This is a genomic window from Rhizobium sp. P1_C7 (assembly GCF_056406295.1).
On the sequence record NZ_JBFUAL010000037.1, the window covers coordinates 1 to 20,104 of the forward strand.

Genomic DNA, 20,104 nt, shown 5'->3' on the forward strand with positions numbered 1-20,104 from the left:
TTCATCAATGCCGCGTTTACATACACGCGCCCCGGCGGCAACCGGTTCAACGATGACGAGCGCGGTGCGTGGTACTGCGCATTTTTGGCGGAGACGGCATTAGCCGAGGTCACTTTTCATCTGACAAGAGAACTGGAAGCAATCAACCGCTTCGAGAACGTTACAGACTACGCAGAATTGATCTCTGATTTTGTCGGGCATTTCCACGACCTTCGCGGCGATGCCTTTTTGACTGACGACAGTTTGAACGCCGCCCCGGCCGTCGCATATCCCGCGGGACAGGCACTGGCCAGATGGCTTCGCAAAGAGAAGGACAGTCCGGGCCTGATCTATCCTTCCGTGAGATTATCGGGGGGAGAATGCCTCGTGGCATTCCATCCCTCACTGGTTCAAAACCTACGCCAAGGCGGAACATGGAGGCTTGAATGGCAGGGTTCTCCAGAACCGGACATCTCAAGGCTTTAGATGAGCTCCCAAATGACGAACGCGATATATCTTGATGGCTTTGCAACTCTTCCGCTTGCACCGGAGGCGAGAGAGGCGATGCTTGCGGCATGGACGGTGATCGAGACGCCTTTAATTCAGACCCGAGCCGTTGAGAGTGGGGACGTGCTGGCTACCGTGCCGGCGCTCTACGGTCAGGAAGGGACGGGTACGCCAATCGACCTGTTGGAAATCGGACCTCCCTTGATCTTTGAAAAGGGGTTCACGACGAATGAAATGATGAACGCCCTTAAGATGCTTCAATCGGAGAGAGTCATCGATCTCATCGAGGGGAATAGGTTGGTGCTCCTATGAAAATTTGGACGTTTGGTATGGTGGTAGGATCGCTCTTGGTATCGCCAGCGGTTGCGACCTCGGCGGAGATTACCGTGGGTCAATACTTGCAGATGGTCGATAAGGATCCGGCTTTGGCAAACATCATAGGGGTCGCCGGGGAGTCCTTCCTCTTCGCAAACGGTCGTCTTAATGCAAGGGGCCAACCAGGACTCTACTGTCAGCCGCCAAAGCTCTCGATCACCACGGATCAGTACGTGGTTATTCTGAAAAATTACGTCAATTCCCCCAAACATCTATCCGCGAAAGTCAATATCGAATCTATGCCGTTCGTAATGCTGCAAGCACTTGAGGAAGCTTTCCCTTGTACGCAGTGACGACCACTAATGGGTCTTGCTCGTGGTATTCCCGCTGCTTGCGTCTTAGTGGGTAGCGGAGCAGTCATCCCTCCCCTATAGTTTTCCTCCCGGTAGTGGAGGTTGCCTACGGAGGATTGCATGAGCGACACCACGGTTGGGTTTCTGTTGGCCGCCGAGTTGTCGGCCTTACTCTGGGCCGCACTTTTCATGGCGATATTCTCGGCCTCTTGATGAGCCGCTCGGGTTCATCGCTCCTGGGTTGGCTGTGCGGCCGCTGCGGCCGCGATCTCGTCCTCGGAGGGCTCCTGCTCGCTCAGCTATAGTCCTCGATCGCGGCATCGAGACCAGGCAGGACACTATCCTCGACGAGACAGTTGACAAGAGCGTCAGTCAGACACGGCCTTGGAACGATCTCGTGACCGGTACTGCCAACCAACGACGTCGACAAGGTCGATTTTAGCTACATCGATTGAGCCGGTCCAAGTTGAAGCATTGCCAAATTTTCCTTCCAGGAAAGCTGTTCCAGTGTCGACAGCACTACCGATCAGCCGATCTAAGGACGAGACCGTTCTGCTTTTTGCGGACGCTTTAACTCCACTCTCGGTTATCTCGGCTGAAACCGATGCTTCGTTACTCAGTTGCTCCCCAGGCATCTGCAACTCCTCCGATAATACCGGAGAATTGTGCCAACCCCGATTCTCTGCAACGTCCAGCGAAGAGTACTAAAGCACCACCAAATCGCCTGCCCCGGCGGCTGGTCCGACTGGCAATCGGACAGCCGCCCAGTTTCATCGCCGCCACCCTGTTTGCAACCATGCCAGACCGAATGTTATCGCGACCAGGGCGAGATAAACTGCCCATGCAGCTGCGTTGCGGACAGGATGAGGCAGGCGTGCCAGACGATTTTGCAGGCGGTATGCAGCTAATCCTGGGCGAACGTTGTCCGTCCGCGCACCTTCGCCTCGTCGATCAACGTATGAGCCAGCCATTCTGCTAACCAGAGCCAAATGTTGCCTGTTACCACGGCCACGCCTGCACCCTGTATGCCGGAGTGAGCGATCAGATGATAAATGCGCAATGGGCCGAATGGTTTCGCGTCCGAGAGAAACTGCCCTTGTAGTAGGTAGTCACACAGCCAGTGCGCAGCCAGCAACGTCAGCGTCAGCGTCAGCGTCAGGATATTTTCTGATCCCAGCCGCTCAACCCTGTGGAGAAGTCGAATAACTGGCAAAGCGACGCTTTATGTCTGCCAGCTTTGGCGATTCACGCGACTACCCCTTGATGGAGTCGCACGATCCAAAGCCCATGAGGATGCAATCATAGAGGGAACGCCCATGGTACTTTACAAAAACGCGGCTTACTTCCAACAATCGATCACGCCAATTTCTGCGCCGAACGCCAGCCAGGTTTTATCTCTCCTGACTCTGCCATGTATCGCTGCGTTCATTGCGGCGACGAGATTGCAGCGAACAAGGGCAATCCCCTTCCGCCGCACAATCATCATCAGCATAACCCTCCCGCCCGATCAGGTGGAAGTTGGTTGCTGTTGCTGTTCAGAGATGATGATCATTGTGTGTGGGCCAGCACTCATGGCCCGCACACTTGCCTAGCAGCGTCGCAGTCGATGACTGAGCCATTTGTAAAAGGATGGCGCCGAAGTGTTACGAGTCGAAACCAATTTTGAGAAGACGCCGCTCCAAGGCTCGGTATGGTATCGCTCCCAACGGGGAGAAGATACGATGAACCAGGAAGCACGAAACGGGACAACAGCCAGAGATCTGGACTGGAAAGGCGTGGTAGTGGTGCTCGCGCTACCTGTTGCCATCGCCGTGGTTTCTTTTGGTTGCCAATTCTTTCTGTAGATCGCGGAGCCTGGTGGCTACCAGATGGCCCTCGGATTACCATCAGGGTAATTGTTGAATACGACGCGATGCCGCCAGACATGTCCGCCGCAAGACGGGCAAAGGGTCGTCGATCTGTTCGCCGCGCACGAGGCATACAGCACTGTCGACGATACGCCCTAGGAGAAAGCCGTCTGAACGCAACAGCGAAGAGGAACAATCCCTGTCGGAGAGCATTGAGGACCGTTCACTTGAGAGGAACGCTTCGATGTCCACCCCTCCTGCTGGCGAGATCATCGTTCTCGTGGTGCCTCCGGCCACCCCATTTGCAAAATCACCTTCAGGAGATGCCGTGGTTCTATACATGCCAGACCCGAAGCCCTCCCTGATGGGCGGCGATCCGTTGCAGCTCTGGTTGCTCGCACCCTTCCAGATTGGGCTTGGCGTCTCGCTCGCAGCAGCAGCAATGATCTTCGCTCCGTTCCAAACGCAGACCCTCCAGAAACCAAGCTCTTGACGCGCCTAGTCCGCAATGCGGACCCCAACAGGGGGCGTGGCTCCCGGCACCGTCGTAGCTGCCATCAGCGGATAGACAAAGGGGTCATCGCTCCCCGAGGCGGAAGCGGAAAACGCAACGCGGGAACTCGTCCGCACGTCGATGATTGAACACCATCGCACGCTTCTCCTCACTTTCGCGGGCGAGGCGCTCGGCCAGGGCGTGGCGCGCGGCGCACGGGCCAGGACCCTAACACCCAGTTCGATTCTTTCATCTGAAGAACGGCTATGCTTTGAGCCAAAATAAAAGCTCACAAAATAGGGATTTGCTGGCCCAAGTTTACGATTTGGGAAATTTGAGGCTGCTGGTGACAATTATCCGGCATTTGCCCCTAATTCCAAAGGGAGGAAAATGCCGGGCGTCCGGCCTGATCGGCGATGTAGCGCCAGAGACGTTCGGCGACGGGGCCGTGCGGATGGTCGCGCCGGCGCGCGGCGACGAGTTCGCTGCGCACGCCGGGGAAGTGCTCGCCGGCGATCGACAGCAGACGGCCGTCGGCAAGCTCCTCCTCGATGAGGAACTGCGGCAGATGCCCCCATGCCAGGCCGCGAGTCACAACCTCCTTCTTCATCCGGTGGTCGGCCACAGTACATTGCGGTGCGCCCTCGAGGACGTGGAAACTGGGCCCGGAACCATTTCTGGCGGTGTCGCGAATAATGCATTGGGGCAGAGCACGCATCTGTGCGGGGGAGATTCGATCGTTCGGCGGGAACGGCAGGAACCCCGGCGCTACCACGGGAATGAAGGCGACCACGCCGAGATCGATCCACTCGAGGCGTGGGTCAGCCTTGTCGATCCAATGGAGGATGAGATCCGCCGCGTCCTCGAAGAGGCGCTCCCACGGACCTGCGATGGATTCGAAATGAAGATCCAGCCGCGTGCCCAGAAGACTCGAAAAGAAGTTTCCGAGCAGTCCCAACCCCTCCGGCATCGGACAGATGTCGCCCAATATCACGCGCAGCCGGGTTTCCTCACCTGTGGCCAGCTGGCGAGCAAGAAGGCCGAGGCTCTCCGCCTCTCCGAGAAGGGCACGCGACCTGTCGTGGAACGCTAGGCCGGCCACGGTCAGCACCACGCGATAGCCGCTTCGGTCGAACAGGACGACGCCCAGCCGCTCCTCCAGCTTCGCAACGGCCGCGAAGACCGCCGCATGCGACCGATTGAGCGCCTGAGCCGCCGGCAGAAAGCCTCCCTCCCTGACCACGGCGTCGAAACAATGAATTTCCTGAAGCGTAAACGGTACCATTGTTGTCATTACCTACATAGATCATCCGATATTTACAATATCATCGACAGAAACCCTCCGCTACCCTGGCGTTCTATCTCAATGTCCTGAGGATCACTCCATGGTTGCGACTGCCCATCAACCCGCTGTCGAGGCGGTACCCACTGCATTTTTCGAAACCGGTGACGGCGTCGGGATCGCCTATCGCGTCGATGGCGAGGAAAGCCTTCCCGCACTCGTCCTGTCGAATTCGATCGGCACGACGCTCGAGATGTGGGATCTGCAGGTTCCGGAACTGGCGAAGCGTTTCCGGGTCATCCGCTACGATTTTCGCGGGCACGGCGCGTCCGATGTCCCCCCGGGCGCCTATTCCGACGGCCGGCTTGGCCGGGACGTTCTCGAACTCCTCGATCACCTCGGCGTCCGACGCGCCCATTTCCTCGGCCTCTCGCTGGGCGGCGTCGTCGGCCAATGGCTGGGGATACATGCTCCTCAACGCATCGATCGTCTCATTCTCAGCAACACGGCCGCCTATCTGGGTCCTCCCGAAACCTGGGATCGCGGCATCGCGGCGGTTCTTGCCGCACCGGACATGAACGAGACCGCCGAGCGTTTCCTGGGCAACTGGTTTCCCACAGCGATGATCGAGGCCGATTTGCCGATCGTGCAAAGCTTCCGCAATATGCTGCGCGGCACTGCCCGGGACGGCCTGGCCGGATGCTGGGCCGTGGTCCGCGACACGGACATGCGCCGGACCATCAGCCTGATCCCCAACAAGACCCTCGTGATCGGAGGAGAATTCGATACGGTGACTGCGCTCGGGCTCAGCGAAGAAATCGCCAGAAACATCCCCGGCGCACGCCTTGAGGTCATGCCGGCCGTGCATCTGCCCAACATCGAATTTCCCGACGCCTACCTGCGGCTCGTGATCGACTTTCTTTCAGCTCGGGACGAATGATCCGGGGTCGGGCACAAAACCCAAAAGGCACGCCCCGCTCACGGCCGGGCGTGCCATGCGAGCCGTTATTCCGGATGAGAATGGATAGGATCGACCCAATAGACCTCTTCGGGTTTCTCCACCGGATCAACATCCGTTATGTTGACCACGACGGCCTCGTTGTCGGAACGAACCAGCACGCATTCGAGCGTATTTTCCGGGTCGGCATTGATTTCCTGGTGGGGAACGAATGGCGGAACATAGATGAAGTCGCCTTCCTGCGCTTCCGCCACATATTCGAGGCGGTCGCCCCAGCGCAGCCGCGCCTTTCCCCGGACAACGAAAATGACGCTTTCTAGTTCACCGTGATGATGCACGCCCGTCTTGGCATTGGGCGCGATCGTAACGGGTTCCCGCCCAGATTTTCTGCGCGCCCACCCTTGCGTGGTTGATGGCGGCCTGTCGGAACATGCCAGGGGTCTGCGCCGTGTTGGAATCCAGCTGGTCACCCTTGATGACCCGGACGCCGTCGTGCTTCCACCGATCCTCGTGATCGTGCTGATGGCTATGGTGATCGCTCATGCGGATACCTCGGATTCAAGTCACGTTGAAGAAACTGGTTTCGTCATTATTGGCTTCAGTGGCGAAGCCGTGCGCCTTTGCTTTCGCTGCCGCCTAGGATCGCACTGTTTCCGCGGTGCACAAATCACTAGCCCAGTTTTTCCAATATATCATGCGTGTCCCTGCCGACGGCAGGTAGATTGTTGCGCAACCCCAGATCCGTGTCGGCCACGGTGATCGGAGGGCGTGGCAGTGCTGCTTCGACACCATTAGGCAGCATCGTCGCGATCAGGCCTTCTCGTGCCCTCAAATGTGGATCGTCGAAGAGGTCTTCCCGCACAACAACAGGGGAAAAGGAAATTCCGGCCGCTTCGCAAACCACGACGGTTTCGTCCATCGACAGGCGGCTGAAGAATTCCGTCAGGATCGGGGCAGCCGATCGCGGGCCTCTATGCGCTGATTGTTGCTCGTCAGCCCGGGATCCTCGTAAAGATGGCCGCGGCCCTTCCCCATGGGTATCGGAGGTTATACCTATGGTTGGAGGACTTGGCCAAAGCCCGCGCTTGTAAGCTCTAAGAGAACGACCTCCGTATCGACGCGGCGGTGCGTTCACGATCGTGCCGCGATCCTGTTCCGCCTTCAGGTCGAACCTCGTTGGACAACAACGATGACGCTATTTCTGCTGGTGCTCATGCAGCACTCTAAGAACCGGGACATGCACGCGCTTCAGACCAAGGTGGATGAGCCGCTCGAACGCGGCCGCCGAAAGCAAAAAGTGTTCCGGAATCGTAAACATCGGGCACCGTTAGACGAAAAGGAGAGAATTCCTCTGGTCGAGGAACTGCTAATTGTCTTTCTATGTCGTGTGATTACTGCTCCATTAAAGAACTGTGCCCCCCGGGAACGTATTGGCTCGTTCGGGGTTTTGGGTTCATCGGCGAGTGATCTCGATATAAGACGCGAGGACACCACAATGAGAACGATACTTCTCGCCGCGGCGCTTGTTGGAGCGTGGGCAGTTCCCACTTTCGCCCAGACGACCCTTACTCCGTCAACCGACGGAGATACGCCTGCAGTCGCCACCCCCGATACGAAGAACCCGACTGCGCGGGTGGCCGGAGCCAACAGCGCCAAAGCTGGCTACCCCGCCATCACGGGACTGAAACTCGATGACAAGGGTTTGGCAGGGATCGGCGACCAAGGACGGCAAGCCTGTCAAGGTCAGTCTGGACTACCAAGGCAATATCGTTGCCAACATGTAGACGCCATCCAATAGGGAGAACTTTTATGAAAACCGTTACCGGACTTTTTGACGACTATTCGGATGCCACGGCCGCCGTCGACGCCCTGGAAGGTGCAGGGGTGCCGTCGGAAGATATCAGCATCGTCTCGAACAACGCGCACGGCCGCTATTCCAAGGATCACTCCGGTGCCGAAGCCGGTGCCGGCTCCGGAGCTGGAATTGGGGCGGTCGTCGGTGGCGCAGGGGGACTTCTAACCGGGCTGGGAATCATGGCTATCCCCGGCGTCGGCCCTGTTGTTGCAGCAGGTTGGCTTGCTGCTACTGCAGTAGGCGCCCTTGCTGGGGCTGTTGCAGGCGGTGCGGCTGGTGGCCTGATCGGGGCATTGACGGATTCGGGAGTGTCCGAAGCAGATGCTCATCTTTACGCCGAGGGCGTCCGCCGCGGTGGATCGCTGGTTACTGCGAAAGTGGACGACACGATCGCTTCCGAGGCGGAAGCTATCCTTCGGCGGTCCAATTGGGTGGACCCTGCGGAACGACGGGCTGCGTACAATCTGCAAGGATGGACTAAGTTTGACGACACGCTCCATCCCTACTCGCCGGATCAGATCGATCAGGAGCGTGATCGCTACCGATTGCCCACGATCTGATCGCTCATAACACGGCGCCCGCTGGCTGGCAGGAAAGCTGGCCCGCAGAGCGAGCGTGGTACTCGGCTCGACGCAGCCGATGCAGATCGTTTGGGCTCAGCACACGACGCTCTGCATTGACGGTTCCACCCTGCGGGGGGTCGGCTCCGACCCGGCTCTTCGCTGTCCCTCATCCTCCACGAATTGACGATGAGCGCGGCAAAGTACGTGCGCGACCCCCGACGGGCGCGTGTCGTTGACATGGGGCGTCTCCGGACACACCGGAGCAGGTTTCAATTCGACTGGAGAGAAAGCGGCGTCCCGCCGTGATTAACAATCCGGACGAGGGAATGGATAAGCGGTTGATCAAGGCCGGCCGCAACGGGACCACCGACCGCCGGGTGCAGATCACCTATAAGCCCGGCGACGTCGAAATGGCGATATATGCGGAGTTGACCGGATTTCATCACTTGGATTGACAGTGAACCCGGATAGCAGGAGTTCGTTCAGATCATGCCGAGCAATGCGAAGGAGATCGCGGACGAAATGAACCCCGCGACGCTGAGGGAAGTAAATCCGCTGCTGTAGTGGCTCATCCGCTCGACAGAAACCTTTCGATGGGAGTGGAACAAAGGCGTAGGGGCGAGGTTAGCGATCATATCTTCCTCCATGACCAGGGTTCCCCGACATCGGGTGATCCGTGCTCCGAAAGAAAACCACATGAACCGACACCTCACGCACTCGTTGACAATTGCATTTACGTCGCTTGCCCTCTTCTCTTCCGGCATCGCCAATGCCGACGAGGCCTCGTTTTTGAAGTCACTTTCAGGGAATTGGAGCGGAAAGGGCACCGTCAAGGTGCGCGTCAACGCTCCGACGATCAACGTCACCTGCCGCTTCAAGTCGGATACGACCGCCGCTTCGCTCTCCCTCGGCGGCAAGTGCACGAGCCTCGCCATCTTTTCCCGTGCGATCTCCGCAGACCTGAAGGCGAATGGCAGCAGATACTCCGGCTCCTATGTCGGCGCGGGCACCGGGACCGCCGGCCTCGGTGGGCAACGTGCCGGCGACACTATAAGCCTGGGCATCACCTGGGCGAAGGAAGTGAACGGCGATCGGAAAGCTCAGATGACGATCGAGAAAGTCGGAGCGTCCGGAATGCGTCTGACGACAATCGATACGGATCCAAAAACAGGCAAGCCGGTCATCACAAGCCGTATCGACCTGCGACGGATCTGAACAATCACTTGGACCAAGATTTTTTTGCACGCAATGATGTCAACCTCAACACGGAGCCGGACATGGCCGCGATGGAACAAGTTGAACAACAGCGGAAAACAGATGGCTAGCTCAGGGTGACCCTGCCAATTTGGGGAACGGAGGCGACGATGTCGTCGAGCTCCCGCACGCCGGGTGGGCTGAACAATGGCGCGGGTCACCGGCGTCCCGGCACTTGGTCTCCCCGAGATCGCCGAGGTCTTGCGCCGAGCGGCGGCCGACGACGCAATTGCAATACTCGAGATGAGGGGCGACGTTCTCGACCCGCCCCTTCGCGACGACCAGCAGGGCACGCGCGGTTCGGCCGGGGATGTGTCAGATGCCGGGGCATATGCCTGATTTTCTGATGTTGCCCCTCTGATCTGGGGGCGTGCAACAATCGTTTCCATCCGGCATCTTGTCCGTTCGAAATTCACTTCGTCTTTTCCGTTCCTGCAGGCGTCGTCACCTGGGTCGGGCCGCCACCATTGCCGCTGGGGCTGGGAGACCTGTCGATGGCTTCCGGTGGGCGGCTACCGCCATCCGCCGGATTGTTATCGAAGGTGCCCGCCCCCGATGGCTGGGCGTTGATTGGATCCGGCGTTGTCGAAGCGGTCGGCTTTGCATCCTGATCGATGCTCTCACCCCACATCTCAACGCCGACCCACACGAACAGCGCGAGAAAAATGCCGCATGCAAGCACGACAAATACCGGCTTTCCATAGCTGCCCTGTCGGGCTTCAGTGGCCGTTTCTGTAACCTTTGGCGACCCAGGGTCGCTGCTTTTGGTCCCCATCTCAGTCTCCCTGTAGACTTGGCTTAACAAAATCGGGCGCTACCAGCCCTCGTGCCGCCGGGGCTTGTCGTCGCCAACTGCTATCCGCTTGTTTCAAGTCACCTCTAAACGGCTTAAGTTTCACGTTGTTCCGCAGGTATTTAATCGTCGGTAGCGCGACCGAGGAATACATTGGCACTCTTCGATTAAATGAAGGAAACCAAGTCCAAGCCGTTGAAGAATTGAATGGTTTCGACTTGGAACGAATCAATTCGCCGGATCTTGAGTCGCAAATCACCGATCCAGGAGTACAGAGTATGGCTACTTGGCAGATAGACGATGCCCGCCGTTTGATCGTTAAGGAAGTTGCCGTCGCCCTGCCCGGCCAGGAACATTTCGGCACAGCGACGGTCTCAATTTGGTGGGAGTGCTGATGACGCAAACTGGCCCTCAGTATACGGTCGCCCACCGTTCAGATGACACCGCGACGCTGATATTCATTGAGCATCTCAGAATGCTGGCGATCTTGTCGCAGGTCTCACGGAACCATTATGCGACATACACGCTATCCTCCCGCAGAAACAGCGGAGACAAAAAATGGCATCCCTTTCCATCGAAGACATTTCATCCCAACTGAAGAAGATCGATTTCTGCATGCTTTCAACGAATGCGGTATCGGGTCGTATCTCATCAAGGCCGATGAGCAACAACGGCGACGTAGAATATGACGGCGATTCCTGGTTCTTCTCGTATGAAGACACCCAGAAGGTGGCCGAGATTGAGGCTATCAACGACGTGTCCCTCACATTCACGGCGCCACCTAGCCTGCTCGGCAAACCCGGCATCTTTATCGCCGTCGAAGGCGTTGCAAGCCTTGTCCGGGAAAAGGCTGCGTTTGAGGCGCACTGGGTCCCGGGTCTCGAACGCTGGTTCCCGGAAGGGATCGACACCCCAGGTATCGTACTCATCAAGGTTCATGCCTCAAAAATCGAATATTGGGACGGCGAGGAGAACGGCGAGATTACGCCGCCTGGCTCTGTGGCAATTGACCAGATTACCTAAAGCGGAGAATTGCATGACACCGGTGACCTATCACGTGGGAGAGCACGACGGAGGATACGGATATCGACTGGGAGACGTCTGGTCGGAGACTTTTGCGGACCACGACAGCGCTCTTCCGGCTGCCAAGTCGGCCGCTGAGCGGCAGCACCTCGATGGTCGCGACGCCGACATCACTTATCAGCTTGCCGATGGACGGTGGCAGACAGAACATTCCGACGGTGGCGACCGACCAGACACTGAAGTCGTCGACGACGCCGAGGCCGGGCCATGACGACACTGACTGGATCGTGCAGGTGTGGCAGCGTTCGAATTGCGGTCAGAGGTATGCCAAAGCGTGTGGGCGTCTGCCATTGCACGGATTGCCGCCAGGAAAGCGGGTCAGCGTTCACATACTTTGCGATCTGGCCGGTCTCGAACTTTGAAACGAAGGGCAAGACGGCCGAGCACGCAGGGCGACGGTTCTGCCGAACATGCGGTTCCCGTCTGTTTTCAGTGGACGATAATGAAGCAGAGGTAAAGCTGGGCATGCTCACTGACGCACCCACGCCGCTCACTCCGGCGTACGAACTGTGGATCAAGCGCCGAGAAAATTGGTTGGCTCCGATTGAGGGAGCTGAGCAGTTTGAAGAAGATCGCACGAGTTGAGGCTTCCGTGCGGAACTTTCTGTTCCTTTCGTCATTTTGCCGCCAGAGATGGAGGTTGACATGGCTGACAGGAAGGTTTTCGAGCGTAATCGAGTTATCCGGGGACGACCATACTCCCTCAAAGAGTTCCAGGAGAAGTACGGGCTCAACGATGATGTAGCAGGAGATCTGTTTGCGCGTTTTGGACCGTCAGCCATCGAACTGGATCTGCTGATGTCGGCAAAAGCACGAAAGCCTTCCTTCCACCAGATTGCCGAAGGCATCACGCTTTGAGGCGATCATGCCCAAGTTCGTCACCCAGCTTCTCGACGCCACCGGCGCTGACGCAAGCGAAGTCGAGTTTGATTTCGAAAGCCTCGCGGACGCCAAGCTCGAAACTCGCGCTGCATTGCGAGATGGGTCGCGACGGACTGCCCGACGACCCTATGAAGATGATCAGCGCTGAGATATTTGACAAAGACCGGAATCCGCTGCTCGAACTCCGACCGACTAATGCTGGAATAAATCCCGAAAACGAAGGCGCATGAGGTCTTAGCGGGCCCAAAGACTGGCCGCGTGGTTCCGTGCCACGTAGGCTGGTCTTTACGACCAGTATTGCCCCACCCCCGAAAAGCCCATGCCTGTTATCAAGCCCTCCACGATCCGGGCGGTCGCTTCCGGGTTGCCAGGGGTGAGGTTCTTGGTGGCTTGGACGAAGCGACTGCTGGCAATCGCACGAGCGGAAACGTTCGTAGCCCGCGCCGCATAGTCGGCGGTTCCGTCGGCACCAAGCACGTCGTCCGCGACGAAGACGTCTACGTAGCGCGCTAAGCTTATGAGATCATGGAGGCCGTCCGCTCGGGCGACCTTCGACGTTTTCTCGACGCCAATCCGCTTGTCCTTCAGCGACAACGACTTAGAAGCACGGCAGCGCAATGCCAACCTCCCCGGGAAGCTGCGACCTAGGCAAATAGATTGATCCAGCTTGACGCATAGCAGCCGAGCGTTTTCTACTCTGGATCAGTCCCTATCATATCAAGCGTTGATTCGATCAATTCAGACAATCGCTGTGCATTCTTGATGGAATGACCGTCACGATCGTTGTTAAAATATATCCAGACGGTTTTAGCGGCGCACTTTTTGATACGGTCTGCCCACACCCCGAGCTCGGCGTCGCTGTAATCGTGCCTGTACCACTGCGTGACGCCGTGGAAGCGGATGTAGACGTCGTCTGCGGTTTGTATCAATTCGTCCGGCAGTCTTGGCCCACTGCATGAGCAGAAGATTACCCCGGCGGAAATGAAGGCATTGTAGACGTCCACATTCCACCAACTCTTATGACGAAACTCCACCACGTTTCGGCGGCGCGGATCAAGTTGCGAGACGATGGAGAGCAAGGTTTCTCGGGAGTAACGAACGCTTGGTGGCAACTGAAACAGAAAGCATCCCATTTGAGGCCCGAGTAAGTCGGCAATGTAACCGAAGTCCTCAACCAAGGTTGCGGTCTCCTCAAAACGCTTGACGTGTGTGATGAGCTCACAAACCTTGATGGTGTAAACGAAGCTCGGGTCGGCTTGACGAATCCACGTCTTAACCGCGCCAACTGTCGGCCATGAATAAAATGGCGCATTAAGCTCGACGGTTTTGAAGCGGTCCTGATAGATCGAAAACCATTGGCTTGACGGAACGTCTGCCGGGTAGAGGTTCCCTTTCCAGTGCCAGTAATACCAACCCGAGCAGCCAATATGGATTCGCCCAAATAGGCGATCATCGGCCACCACGTCGACATTCGGAGAACGGGCACGACGAACCTCATGCATCTTCGCCGCGCGAGAGACATTGGCGTCGCGCTGTTTTTGACGGCGCTCGGCGCGACGGATACGGCGAGCAGCGATTTCTTCTTTCGTGAGCTCAGCCACCAAGTTTTTCCTGTGCAATTGGCGAGAGGGGATCATCGCCCAAGCGGAGAGTTCTCATAGCCAGCCAACCGCGCGAACTCGGCGTCGTAGGCAGCGGTCCACTCGATCGGGACGCGGTCGAAAACCCGCCGGATTTCAGCGCGACGGTTGAAATCCCCGTTTTCGTGGCCAGCCATGTCGTTTCCGTGGCGCCGATCCAACACAACTCCAATGACACTTTCTTGTTACGCATCCGTTCTGCGGCGCGGACGTTTAGGCATCTTTCTTCACTTCCTAAGGCACACGACATCGGGCCGCGACCTCTTCCCTTCACCTTTTCCGTCATGTCTGATTGACACGCCGCGATCTCGGGCGGGTAACCTGCAAACAACAGTAAGGTTCCGTTGTCGATTGGCATCGGCGGCGTTCGACGTTCATATGGGCGGCGCGGATCGTCTGGTCATCCAAGATGAGTGACGAGAAAACGGTTTGCGGTCGCAGCGCCTTCCAGAGATATGGCTTATCCGACGCCGGGAAGGGGGAGCTCGACGTCGAAGCCTGCAGCACGCAGTCGCGTCGCCGCGAGTTCCGATGCGACCGCCGGGATGATGTTGTCGACCGCTTCATGAACAACCAGGACTGGGGTTCGTTTCCACGCAGGCGACATCGCTGCAAGTGGAAGAAGTCCAGCGAAGGACAGCACAGCCACCGGCCATCGGGCGGGGCCGACCGGGTCGAGAGCAATTCCACCGACGAAGGCGACCGTCGTTTCGCGTTGCCGACGTGTGTGTCTACGAGCTGCATAGATGCCTCGTATTCATACGCATCAAAGCTCCGCGCCGCAATTTAGTTCCCGTCCCATCAAACTGGAACAAAAGACTGTCAGTGGCATTCCCTGAATGATCTGTGTGGTCAGCAAACGAAGGTTAGCAGGCCAGCCACCCCACAGGAGGACATGATGGCAACCAGTTCCATAACAACACTCGACGATCTCTTCGTTGATACTTTCAAGGACAGCCGCCTTACTCTCACTAAAGACATTCAACCAGAACCGTGGCAGGCGCGCCAAGGCGTAGGTGCCACTTCGCATAGGAGAGTTCAGAAATGATGAGCGGACCTTTGAAGGCCCTGTTGGGCGTGCTCGCCGTTGCCGGCTATCAGAACAGAGACAAGATCGGCGAGCTGCTTCGCGGGCTCCAGAATCCACAGCATGATGGTGCCACCTATCAGGGCAATGCCCGCGGCCAGCAGCCCGGCGGCCTTGGCGGCATCTTCGGCGGTACGAGCGGGTTTGGAGACCTGCTGGGCGGGCTCTCGACCGGCGGTATCCTGAGCCGCGGTCTCGGCGACCTGTTGAAGACCTTCCAGCAGAACGGCCATGCGGAGAAGGCTGAATCCTGGGTTCAGAGCGGACCGAATACTGAGATCGACGGCGGGCAGCTCTCCGAGGCGCTCGGCGCTGACGTTCTGAACGAACTCGCGGCGAAGACCGGACTGTCGCACGACGAGATCGTCGACCGGCTGAGCCGCGATCTTCCCAAGGCAGTCGACGACCTCACCCCCGGCGGCAGGATTCCAGATCCCGAGGACGATTTACTGAACTCCGCGAGCCGAGCGACGACCGCAGGTGGCCCCTCGTCGGGCGTGTAACCTGATGCGGATGGAGAAGCGTGCCATGAAGCCGGCCCGAAGGCCGGCACTTCCGGAAGGCGTCGATGACCACGGCGCCTCCCAGCGGAGCTTCTGGGCAGCCCAACGAGTTGCATGGGGCATATTCGCTTTAATCTTGATAGCCTGTCTACTCGGACTACTCGGTCGCGGCGGAATGTTCTCGACAAAGATGGTCGAATCCTCAGGGGGGGACTATCGAGATCCCCGCGATCTCACGTTGGAACGCTCCTGACGATTGTAGGTTCAGACGGAATTGCGTGCACGGCGACACCGACCGTAGCCGAGTTCAAGGGAAGAAGACCGCGGACCCGCTTCCATCGTTGGGGGGAGGTTCCGTTGTCCGCCCCCAAGAAATCCAAACGAGGTCAGTGGCCTTGCCTGTGGGATCGTGATCGCGATGTTCACCAGTTCTGCTTGAAGGCGAATATTCTCCGCCGAATGACTATTGGCTGAAGTCGCCGCTCATCGAGCGCAACCCGGTAGCCGGTTTTCTCCGATCATTTGAACAAATATCTCACACGCGCGTTGGCGCTAAAGGAGGATCAATTAAAACAAATGGTCGATATAACAACGCTGTCTGAAGTCACTATCGATGGAAAATTGTCGCTCGGGGCGCGGGCATCCAGCAAGGATCTCTTCGATTTCTATGGTGATGATCTTCGGACTTGGTTCCATGCACAGAGAGCAGGTCATGACGCAATAATGGTGGGTGCTGGCACCGTCGTTGCAGATGATCCGGAACTCACCGTGCGCCACGCACTGGGACCAAATCCCCTTCGCATCATACCCTCCACACTGGGGAAGCTGCCGCTCCAGGCAAAGCTCTTGAACGATGCCTATCCTACGGTAGTCGTCGTTTCACAAGCGGCGAAGCAAATCGATATCGAGGCGCTCGAAAGCAAGCCCAATGTAGAGGTGCTACAGTGCGGCGATCGCCGGGTCGACCTCGCTGACTTGATGAGCCTTCTAGGGGCTCGTGGGATTAAAAGCATGATCGTCGAAGGCGGAAGTCGCCTGCTGCACAGCCTTCACGAGGCGCGTTTGGTCAACCGAATAGTCATCAAGCACATACCCGTTGTAACTGGATCGACGGATGCACCGAGTTATATGCGCGGTAGCGTACCTCGCCGTGGATTCGAATTGTCGAAATGGCGATTGATCGACTGCTTCACGAAAAGTGGGATTGCAGTGACAATCTACGAGCCTACGAACGCGCGCCGATGAGCATGGTCGGAAAGCCAGCCCTGCTCAAAATAGGCGAGCGCCTCGAGGCTAGAAGTGGGGTCCGCCCACCTTCGGTTTACGACGTTCGCATCGACACCGAATCTCTCCGAGACACTGAAGACCTCGGCGTCCTTCGATATGTCCAACATCAGGCGCTGATGCGCAGCTATCAGGGACGATATGTCTTGCTGCCAACTGTGGCGCCTGTCGGCTCAATCCTATCGCGCCTGCAAAGGCACTATGATCCCGGCGACATGCTCCATTTGGACGCAATCCGCCGAGACCTCGAAGATAAGCTCATTGGTCCGCTGGTTGCTGAGGCACGCAGCCTGAGCCGGGGACTAGATTGCGTCGCTTACGTTGCTAACCTCTTACCCCACCTCAAAGCGAACAGACCGAGCGGGTTCCTCCAGTTTTTGAATGGCTCAGTCAATCGGGATCATTACTATCGAAACTTTCTGGTCCAGTCCTCTGCTGATCTCCTGGCAGAAGCCTCCGCATCTGCGCTGGGCGTCATTGGCGAGTATGGTGAGCCTCAGTCCGCACTATTCCGGATTCTGATCGATGAGTTCGGATACGGCGTCCACAACAAAAAACACAGCATGCTCTTCCGATCAACAATGAGAGGGTTCGAGCTCAGCGAAGAATACAATGCCTATTGGTCGCTGTTCGATATTCCGACTCTGGAGTTGCACAATGTAATCCACTTCATGTTCCAGAGCCCACGCAACCTATTCCTTCAAATAGGTTTCCTGCTCTTCGCCGAAGCCAGCTACCAGCGATCGACTGAAGAACACTTCCAGTATCTGAAGCGCTTCCATCCAGGCGTCGACGCGCATTATTTTGGTGAGCATGCCCATATCGACATCCACCATTCGGCGATGGTTGCCGACGAAGTGGTCGCGCCGCTGGTATCCAAGTACGGTCCTGAGGTCGGATCCGAGATCATCGCTGGCGCCGAACTAACGCGGCGGGCATTCGAACGCTCAGGCGACCATTTGCTCGCGGTGACTATGGCCTTCGACGCTGCGGCGGAGGCAGGACAAGCCAAGTTCGGTATGCGGGCAAGCTTGACGTCACCGGGACGATGCGTCGTCCCGGCGACAGAATGGAAAAACGGTGCACCTCTGCAGATCGGCGGCATTGGTATTTTGAGCGATCCGACCGCCTTGCGGAGCTTTCCCGCGTCGTCGGTGGGGCGAGAGGTTGCCCCATGAGCGAGGGAATAAGCTGGATTGGCCAGGACCTACCGCCGATCATCAGGGACGGAATAGAGTATTTTCTGCTTTCCCACCAAAGCACGCTCTACTTGATCCCAAATACCTGCCCCCATCGTGGTGGGCCGCTAAAATTTGGGTTCGTCAACGGACGCAATCAAATCGTCTGCCCGATGCATCATAACGCCTATTCCATAGAGACATTGATAGCACGTGAGACGACCCTCAAACTGACTGCGGTGCCGGTATGAGCGTTATGCATAGTTTGGTTTCGGAAAACGGTCCGGTCAAGCTCGCTAACGTGGTGACGCTTAGTCGTGGCCTGTTGATAGCACCGATATTGCTGCTCGTGGGCCAGGGATATGTCGGCGCGGCGTTGGTGCTCTATCTGATTGCATCCACGACCGACCTTATTGATGGATGGCTCGCCCGCCGCACTAAGCGAGCTTCTGAGTACGGTGCGCGGCTTGATGCCGTAATCGACAACGTCTTTTCAGTCGCCATTTTATTTTTTCTACTATCTTATTCTCCCGGCCTTGCGTCCCGCCACTGCATTGCGCTGTCGATCTTGTTCGGCGGACCGTTGATCTACTTGTTAGTGTCGTGGTTGTTGACGGGGCGTCTGATGATGTTCCATTTTTGGTCCGCAAAACTTGGGGCGCTGTTGTTGTTCGCTTCATGGCCGCTGCTCTATCTTACCGGTTTGGAAGCCTTCATTCCGCTGGCTGCGACCATCGTCGGGCTCAGCAGGCTCGAACAGGTGATTTTTATTGTGCGTGGAGGGGTCGACCTGGATGCACCCCACATGTTCGCGTCGGTGGACCCATGAGTAGCGTTGTGCCGGCTCCTGCTGACGTTGTGGACCGAAGGGGTGGCAAGTCTACTCGAGACGGCATGGAGCCGCTGGCCATATGATGGGGCGCGCCATCGGCCGAAGAACGTGGTCCGATCGTTACGGGATCGGGGTCCCACCGCAACGCAATTGTCATACACGCGGGTGCGTTCGCACCATACCGTGCCATCGGCATCGCAACCGGCGCGCTTGACGAAAATCATCGACCAAATCTGACCCATATCAAAACCGGCGGTGACTATCGGCCCATTTCCTCAATGGTTCGAGCCCGGCAAGATCGTTTCGCTCGATCTTTGGGGGCATCAGGTGGCAGATGACTTTGTGGATGAGATTGCTCGATAAACAGCAGGTCCGCTCCCCATGGTAATATCGGCCGCCGTTCCTGAGGCCGGATGGCACGCTCGACGATGTGGGAGGCTATTTCGACCCGCCCGTCACGGAGGAAGCTTCCCGCCGATTAAGGGCATAGCGAATGGCCTCGGCAAGCTTTGATCTTCAAGAGATACGGGGCAGCGTGTCCTGCCAGAGCTTATAGAGATCGGCAACGACTGGAGCGGAAGCCTCCTGGCGGGCGGCAACGCGGTCATCAGGGCTTTGTCCACGCACCTTTTCCTCGACCGACCAAAGCGCGCCCATCTTTTCGATTGTCGCCGTTGCCACCTTGGAGCTGTGGTTTGCGTGCAGCTCGTAAACCGACGCCGACTATGCTCGAGCGGAGCGTCGGACTGGAAAACCTTCGCGTTCATCGTATGTAGAACATAGCAAGAACCAAGATTCACAACAAGAACTGCGAGGAACACATGTGCAATGATTATCGGCTGATGGTGGACGTGGCCTCGATTGTCGAGGATTTCGCCCATCTCAAGATCAAGATCCACTTTGGTGAAGGAGCACCGAACGTCGAAGCACGCGAGGATATCAAGATCACCGACATGGCGCCGATCATTCGGGGGGTCGAGGGTACGCGAGACGAGGCGGACCTGGTCCAGCGCCGATGGAGCTGGCCGGGCCAGAACAAGCGGCCGGTCTACAATTTCCGCTCGGATGGACGCGAGTTCAATTCTAACCGGTGCCTTATCGTTGCCGATGGCTTCTACGAATTCACCGATCCAACGGAAAAAGGGAAAAAGCGCAAGGACAAATGGCTGTTCAGCAAGAAGGACGGACCGATCTTCTGCATCGCCGGCATCTGGCGCGAGACAGATGATGTAGGGCAAGCCTTCACCATGCTAACGACGGAGCCTGGCCCGGATATCGCACCTTACCACGACCGACAGATCGTCATTCTTGGGCGGGATGCCTGGGCCGACTGGCTCGATCCGTCTGTCTCGGCGAAATCTCTGATCAAGCCGCTTCCCGCCGGCACCCTCAATGTCGAGCAGGTCGGCTGACGAC

31 protein-coding genes and 5 pseudogenes are annotated in these 20,104 nt (G+C 57.6%); 26 read left to right on the forward strand and 10 right to left on the reverse strand.

Translation table 11 applies throughout. The annotated features are described in order from the left end of the window. The 3 genes from AC1D2R_RS30305 to AC1D2R_RS30315 form a co-directional block, all read left to right on the forward strand. The coding region (locus tag AC1D2R_RS30305) for an RES family NAD+ phosphorylase (protein WP_477973314.1) at positions 1 to 465 on the forward strand (465 nt) is incomplete at its 5' end. 12 nt (positions 466 to 477) lie between these two features. Further along, positions 478 to 798, forward strand: a complete 321-nt coding sequence (locus tag AC1D2R_RS30310) for a hypothetical protein (protein WP_477973316.1) — start codon at positions 478 to 480, stop codon at positions 796 to 798. Continuing rightward, on the forward strand, positions 795 to 1,154 hold the full coding sequence (locus tag AC1D2R_RS30315; protein ID WP_477973318.1) for a Rap1a family protein: 360 nt from the start codon (positions 795 to 797) through the stop codon (positions 1,152 to 1,154). Before AC1D2R_RS30310 ends, AC1D2R_RS30315 begins: the two co-directional genes overlap by 4 nt. A 904-nt stretch (positions 1,155 to 2,058) precedes the next feature. On the opposite strand, the gene AC1D2R_RS30320 is transcribed toward AC1D2R_RS30315, so the two are convergent. After that, on the reverse strand, positions 2,059 to 2,367 hold the full coding sequence (locus tag AC1D2R_RS30320; RefSeq protein ID WP_477973320.1) for a DUF3307 domain-containing protein: 309 nt from the start codon (positions 2,365 to 2,367) through the stop codon (positions 2,059 to 2,061). A gap of 103 nt (positions 2,368 to 2,470) precedes the next feature. Here AC1D2R_RS30320 and AC1D2R_RS30325 point away from each other — a divergent pair, with 103 nt between their 5' ends. From AC1D2R_RS30325 to AC1D2R_RS30335, 3 genes are all read left to right on the forward strand, one after another. Next, positions 2,471 to 2,746 (forward strand): hypothetical protein, encoded by a 276-nt coding sequence (locus AC1D2R_RS30325; RefSeq protein WP_477973322.1) that lies wholly within the window; start codon positions 2,471 to 2,473, stop codon positions 2,744 to 2,746. A 129-nt stretch (positions 2,747 to 2,875) separates the two neighbouring features. Continuing rightward, on the forward strand, positions 2,876 to 2,998 hold the full coding sequence (locus AC1D2R_RS30330) for a hypothetical protein (RefSeq protein ID WP_477973324.1): 123 nt from the start codon (positions 2,876 to 2,878) through the stop codon (positions 2,996 to 2,998). Between the two features lie 247 nt (positions 2,999 to 3,245). Then, positions 3,246 to 3,494, forward strand: a complete 249-nt coding sequence (locus AC1D2R_RS30335; protein ID WP_477973326.1) for a hypothetical protein — start codon at positions 3,246 to 3,248, stop codon at positions 3,492 to 3,494. Positions 3,495 to 3,864: 370 nt separating this feature from the next. Here the strand turns inward: AC1D2R_RS30335 and AC1D2R_RS30340 are convergent, their stop codons facing one another. Next, complete coding sequence (locus tag AC1D2R_RS30340; protein WP_477973328.1) at positions 3,865 to 4,779, reverse strand: LysR family transcriptional regulator; 915 nt, start codon at positions 4,777 to 4,779, stop codon at positions 3,865 to 3,867. Between the two features lie 100 nt (positions 4,780 to 4,879). Here AC1D2R_RS30340 and AC1D2R_RS30345 point away from each other — a divergent pair, with 100 nt between their 5' ends. After that, a complete protein-coding gene (locus AC1D2R_RS30345; RefSeq protein WP_477973330.1) occupies positions 4,880 to 5,716 on the forward strand; it encodes an alpha/beta fold hydrolase in 837 nt (278 codons plus the stop codon). A 65-nt stretch (positions 5,717 to 5,781) separates the two neighbouring features. On the opposite strand, the pseudogene AC1D2R_RS30350 reads toward AC1D2R_RS30345, so the two are convergent. Beyond that, positions 5,782 to 6,277, reverse strand: a pseudogene (locus tag AC1D2R_RS30350) (cupin domain-containing protein). Between the two features lie 127 nt (positions 6,278 to 6,404). Further along, positions 6,405 to 6,869 (reverse strand): CoA transferase, encoded by a 465-nt coding sequence (locus AC1D2R_RS30355; protein WP_477973332.1) that lies wholly within the window; start codon positions 6,867 to 6,869, stop codon positions 6,405 to 6,407. 360 nt (positions 6,870 to 7,229) lie between these two features. On the opposite strand from AC1D2R_RS30355, the pseudogene AC1D2R_RS30360 reads away from it, so the two are divergent. The 3 genes and pseudogenes from AC1D2R_RS30360 to AC1D2R_RS30370 all read left to right on the forward strand — a co-directional run bounded on the left by AC1D2R_RS30360 (position 7,230) and on the right by AC1D2R_RS30370 (position 8,607). Continuing rightward, positions 7,230 to 7,518, forward strand: a pseudogene (locus AC1D2R_RS30360) (PepSY domain-containing protein). 25 nt (positions 7,519 to 7,543) lie between these two features. Beyond that, positions 7,544 to 8,149: a general stress protein gene (locus tag AC1D2R_RS30365; RefSeq protein WP_477973334.1), complete on the forward strand. Its 606-nt coding sequence runs from the start codon at positions 7,544 to 7,546 to the stop codon at positions 8,147 to 8,149. Positions 8,150 to 8,478: 329 nt separating this feature from the next. Further along, on the forward strand, positions 8,479 to 8,607 hold the full coding sequence (locus AC1D2R_RS30370; RefSeq protein ID WP_477973336.1) for a hypothetical protein: 129 nt from the start codon (positions 8,479 to 8,481) through the stop codon (positions 8,605 to 8,607). A gap of 27 nt (positions 8,608 to 8,634) precedes the next feature. Here AC1D2R_RS30370 and AC1D2R_RS30375 read toward each other — a convergent pair whose 3' ends face one another. Beyond that, a complete protein-coding gene (locus AC1D2R_RS30375; protein WP_477973338.1) occupies positions 8,635 to 8,787 on the reverse strand; it encodes a hypothetical protein in 153 nt (50 codons plus the stop codon). Positions 8,788 to 8,848: 61 nt separating this feature from the next. Between AC1D2R_RS30375 and AC1D2R_RS30380 the strand changes: the two genes are divergently transcribed. After that, on the forward strand, positions 8,849 to 9,367 hold the full coding sequence (locus AC1D2R_RS30380) for a hypothetical protein (protein WP_477973340.1): 519 nt from the start codon (positions 8,849 to 8,851) through the stop codon (positions 9,365 to 9,367). 186 nt (positions 9,368 to 9,553) lie between these two features. Further along, positions 9,554 to 9,745, forward strand: a complete 192-nt coding sequence (locus AC1D2R_RS30385; protein ID WP_477973342.1) for a hypothetical protein — start codon at positions 9,554 to 9,556, stop codon at positions 9,743 to 9,745. Between the two features lie 73 nt (positions 9,746 to 9,818). On the opposite strand, the gene AC1D2R_RS30390 is transcribed toward AC1D2R_RS30385, so the two are convergent. Next, positions 9,819 to 10,181, reverse strand: a complete 363-nt coding sequence (locus AC1D2R_RS30390; RefSeq protein ID WP_477973344.1) for a hypothetical protein — start codon at positions 10,179 to 10,181, stop codon at positions 9,819 to 9,821. 125 nt (positions 10,182 to 10,306) lie between these two features. Here AC1D2R_RS30390 and AC1D2R_RS30395 point away from each other — a divergent pair, with 125 nt between their 5' ends. The 6 genes from AC1D2R_RS30395 to AC1D2R_RS30420 all read left to right on the forward strand — a co-directional run bounded on the left by AC1D2R_RS30395 (position 10,307) and on the right by AC1D2R_RS30420 (position 12,312). Next, entirely contained in the window at positions 10,307 to 10,594 is a 288-nt protein-coding gene (locus AC1D2R_RS30395) for a hypothetical protein (protein ID WP_477973346.1), read from the forward strand. Positions 10,595 to 10,757: 163 nt separating this feature from the next. Continuing rightward, positions 10,758 to 11,222 carry a pyridoxamine 5'-phosphate oxidase family protein gene (locus AC1D2R_RS30400; RefSeq protein ID WP_477973348.1) on the forward strand — a complete coding sequence of 155 codons (465 nt, stop codon included), beginning with the start codon at positions 10,758 to 10,760 and terminating at the stop codon, positions 11,220 to 11,222. A gap of 13 nt (positions 11,223 to 11,235) precedes the next feature. Next, a complete protein-coding gene (locus AC1D2R_RS30405) occupies positions 11,236 to 11,493 on the forward strand; it encodes a hypothetical protein (protein WP_477973350.1) in 258 nt (85 codons plus the stop codon). Next, positions 11,490 to 11,867, forward strand: coding sequence for a GFA family protein (locus AC1D2R_RS30410; protein ID WP_477973352.1), 378 nt, complete (start codon positions 11,490 to 11,492; stop codon positions 11,865 to 11,867). Before AC1D2R_RS30405 ends, AC1D2R_RS30410 begins: the two co-directional genes overlap by 4 nt. Before the next feature lie 60 nt (positions 11,868 to 11,927). Continuing rightward, positions 11,928 to 12,140: a hypothetical protein gene (locus AC1D2R_RS30415; RefSeq protein ID WP_477973354.1), complete on the forward strand. Its 213-nt coding sequence runs from the start codon at positions 11,928 to 11,930 to the stop codon at positions 12,138 to 12,140. A gap of 7 nt (positions 12,141 to 12,147) precedes the next feature. Beyond that, positions 12,148 to 12,312 carry a hypothetical protein gene (locus AC1D2R_RS30420; RefSeq protein WP_477973356.1) on the forward strand — a complete coding sequence of 55 codons (165 nt, stop codon included), beginning with the start codon at positions 12,148 to 12,150 and terminating at the stop codon, positions 12,310 to 12,312. Positions 12,313 to 12,404: 92 nt separating this feature from the next. Here AC1D2R_RS30420 and AC1D2R_RS30425 read toward each other — a convergent pair. From AC1D2R_RS30425 to AC1D2R_RS30435, 3 genes and pseudogenes are all read right to left on the reverse strand, one after another. Further along, positions 12,405 to 12,604, reverse strand: a pseudogene (locus AC1D2R_RS30425) (MgtC/SapB family protein); the annotation flags it as partial. 252 nt (positions 12,605 to 12,856) lie between these two features. After that, on the reverse strand, positions 12,857 to 13,765 hold the full coding sequence (locus tag AC1D2R_RS30430; RefSeq protein WP_477973358.1) for a DUF72 domain-containing protein: 909 nt from the start codon (positions 13,763 to 13,765) through the stop codon (positions 12,857 to 12,859). A gap of 32 nt (positions 13,766 to 13,797) precedes the next feature. After that, complete coding sequence (locus tag AC1D2R_RS30435; protein ID WP_477973360.1) at positions 13,798 to 13,941, reverse strand: hypothetical protein; 144 nt, start codon at positions 13,939 to 13,941, stop codon at positions 13,798 to 13,800. A 907-nt stretch (positions 13,942 to 14,848) separates the two neighbouring features. On the opposite strand from AC1D2R_RS30435, the gene AC1D2R_RS30440 reads away from it, so the two are divergent. From AC1D2R_RS30440 to AC1D2R_RS30470, 7 genes and pseudogenes are all read left to right on the forward strand, one after another. Further along, positions 14,849 to 15,394, forward strand: coding sequence for a YidB family protein (locus AC1D2R_RS30440; RefSeq protein WP_477973362.1), 546 nt, complete (start codon positions 14,849 to 14,851; stop codon positions 15,392 to 15,394). Between the two features lie 522 nt (positions 15,395 to 15,916). Next, positions 15,917 to 16,639, forward strand: a complete 723-nt coding sequence (locus AC1D2R_RS30445) for a RibD family protein (protein WP_477973364.1) — start codon at positions 15,917 to 15,919, stop codon at positions 16,637 to 16,639. Then, positions 16,636 to 17,856 carry an iron-containing redox enzyme family protein gene (locus AC1D2R_RS30450; protein WP_477973366.1) on the forward strand — a complete coding sequence of 407 codons (1,221 nt, stop codon included), beginning with the start codon at positions 16,636 to 16,638 and terminating at the stop codon, positions 17,854 to 17,856. Before AC1D2R_RS30445 ends, AC1D2R_RS30450 begins: the two co-directional genes overlap by 4 nt. Next, complete coding sequence (locus AC1D2R_RS30455; protein WP_477973368.1) at positions 17,853 to 18,107, forward strand: Rieske (2Fe-2S) protein; 255 nt, start codon at positions 17,853 to 17,855, stop codon at positions 18,105 to 18,107. Before AC1D2R_RS30450 ends, AC1D2R_RS30455 begins: the two co-directional genes overlap by 4 nt. Next, complete coding sequence (locus AC1D2R_RS30460) at positions 18,104 to 18,685, forward strand: CDP-alcohol phosphatidyltransferase family protein (protein ID WP_477973370.1); 582 nt, start codon at positions 18,104 to 18,106, stop codon at positions 18,683 to 18,685. Before AC1D2R_RS30455 ends, AC1D2R_RS30460 begins: the two co-directional genes overlap by 4 nt. A 119-nt stretch (positions 18,686 to 18,804) precedes the next feature. Continuing rightward, positions 18,805 to 18,870: pseudogene (locus tag AC1D2R_RS30465) on the forward strand (hypothetical protein); the annotation flags it as partial. A gap of 73 nt (positions 18,871 to 18,943) precedes the next feature. Next, the gene (locus AC1D2R_RS30470) at positions 18,944 to 19,051 is read left to right on the forward strand and encodes a hypothetical protein (protein WP_477973372.1); all 108 of its coding nucleotides are present in this window, start codon (positions 18,944 to 18,946) and stop codon (positions 19,049 to 19,051) included. A 40-nt stretch (positions 19,052 to 19,091) separates the two neighbouring features. On the opposite strand, the pseudogene AC1D2R_RS30475 reads toward AC1D2R_RS30470, so the two are convergent. Beyond that, a pseudogene (locus tag AC1D2R_RS30475) lies at positions 19,092 to 19,416 on the reverse strand (IS66 family transposase); the annotation flags it as partial. A gap of 93 nt (positions 19,417 to 19,509) precedes the next feature. Here AC1D2R_RS30475 and AC1D2R_RS30480 point away from each other — a divergent pair. Continuing rightward, the gene (locus AC1D2R_RS30480; protein WP_477973374.1) at positions 19,510 to 20,100 is read left to right on the forward strand and encodes an SOS response-associated peptidase; all 591 of its coding nucleotides are present in this window, start codon (positions 19,510 to 19,512) and stop codon (positions 20,098 to 20,100) included. Positions 20,101 to 20,104: the final 4 nt, after the last annotated feature.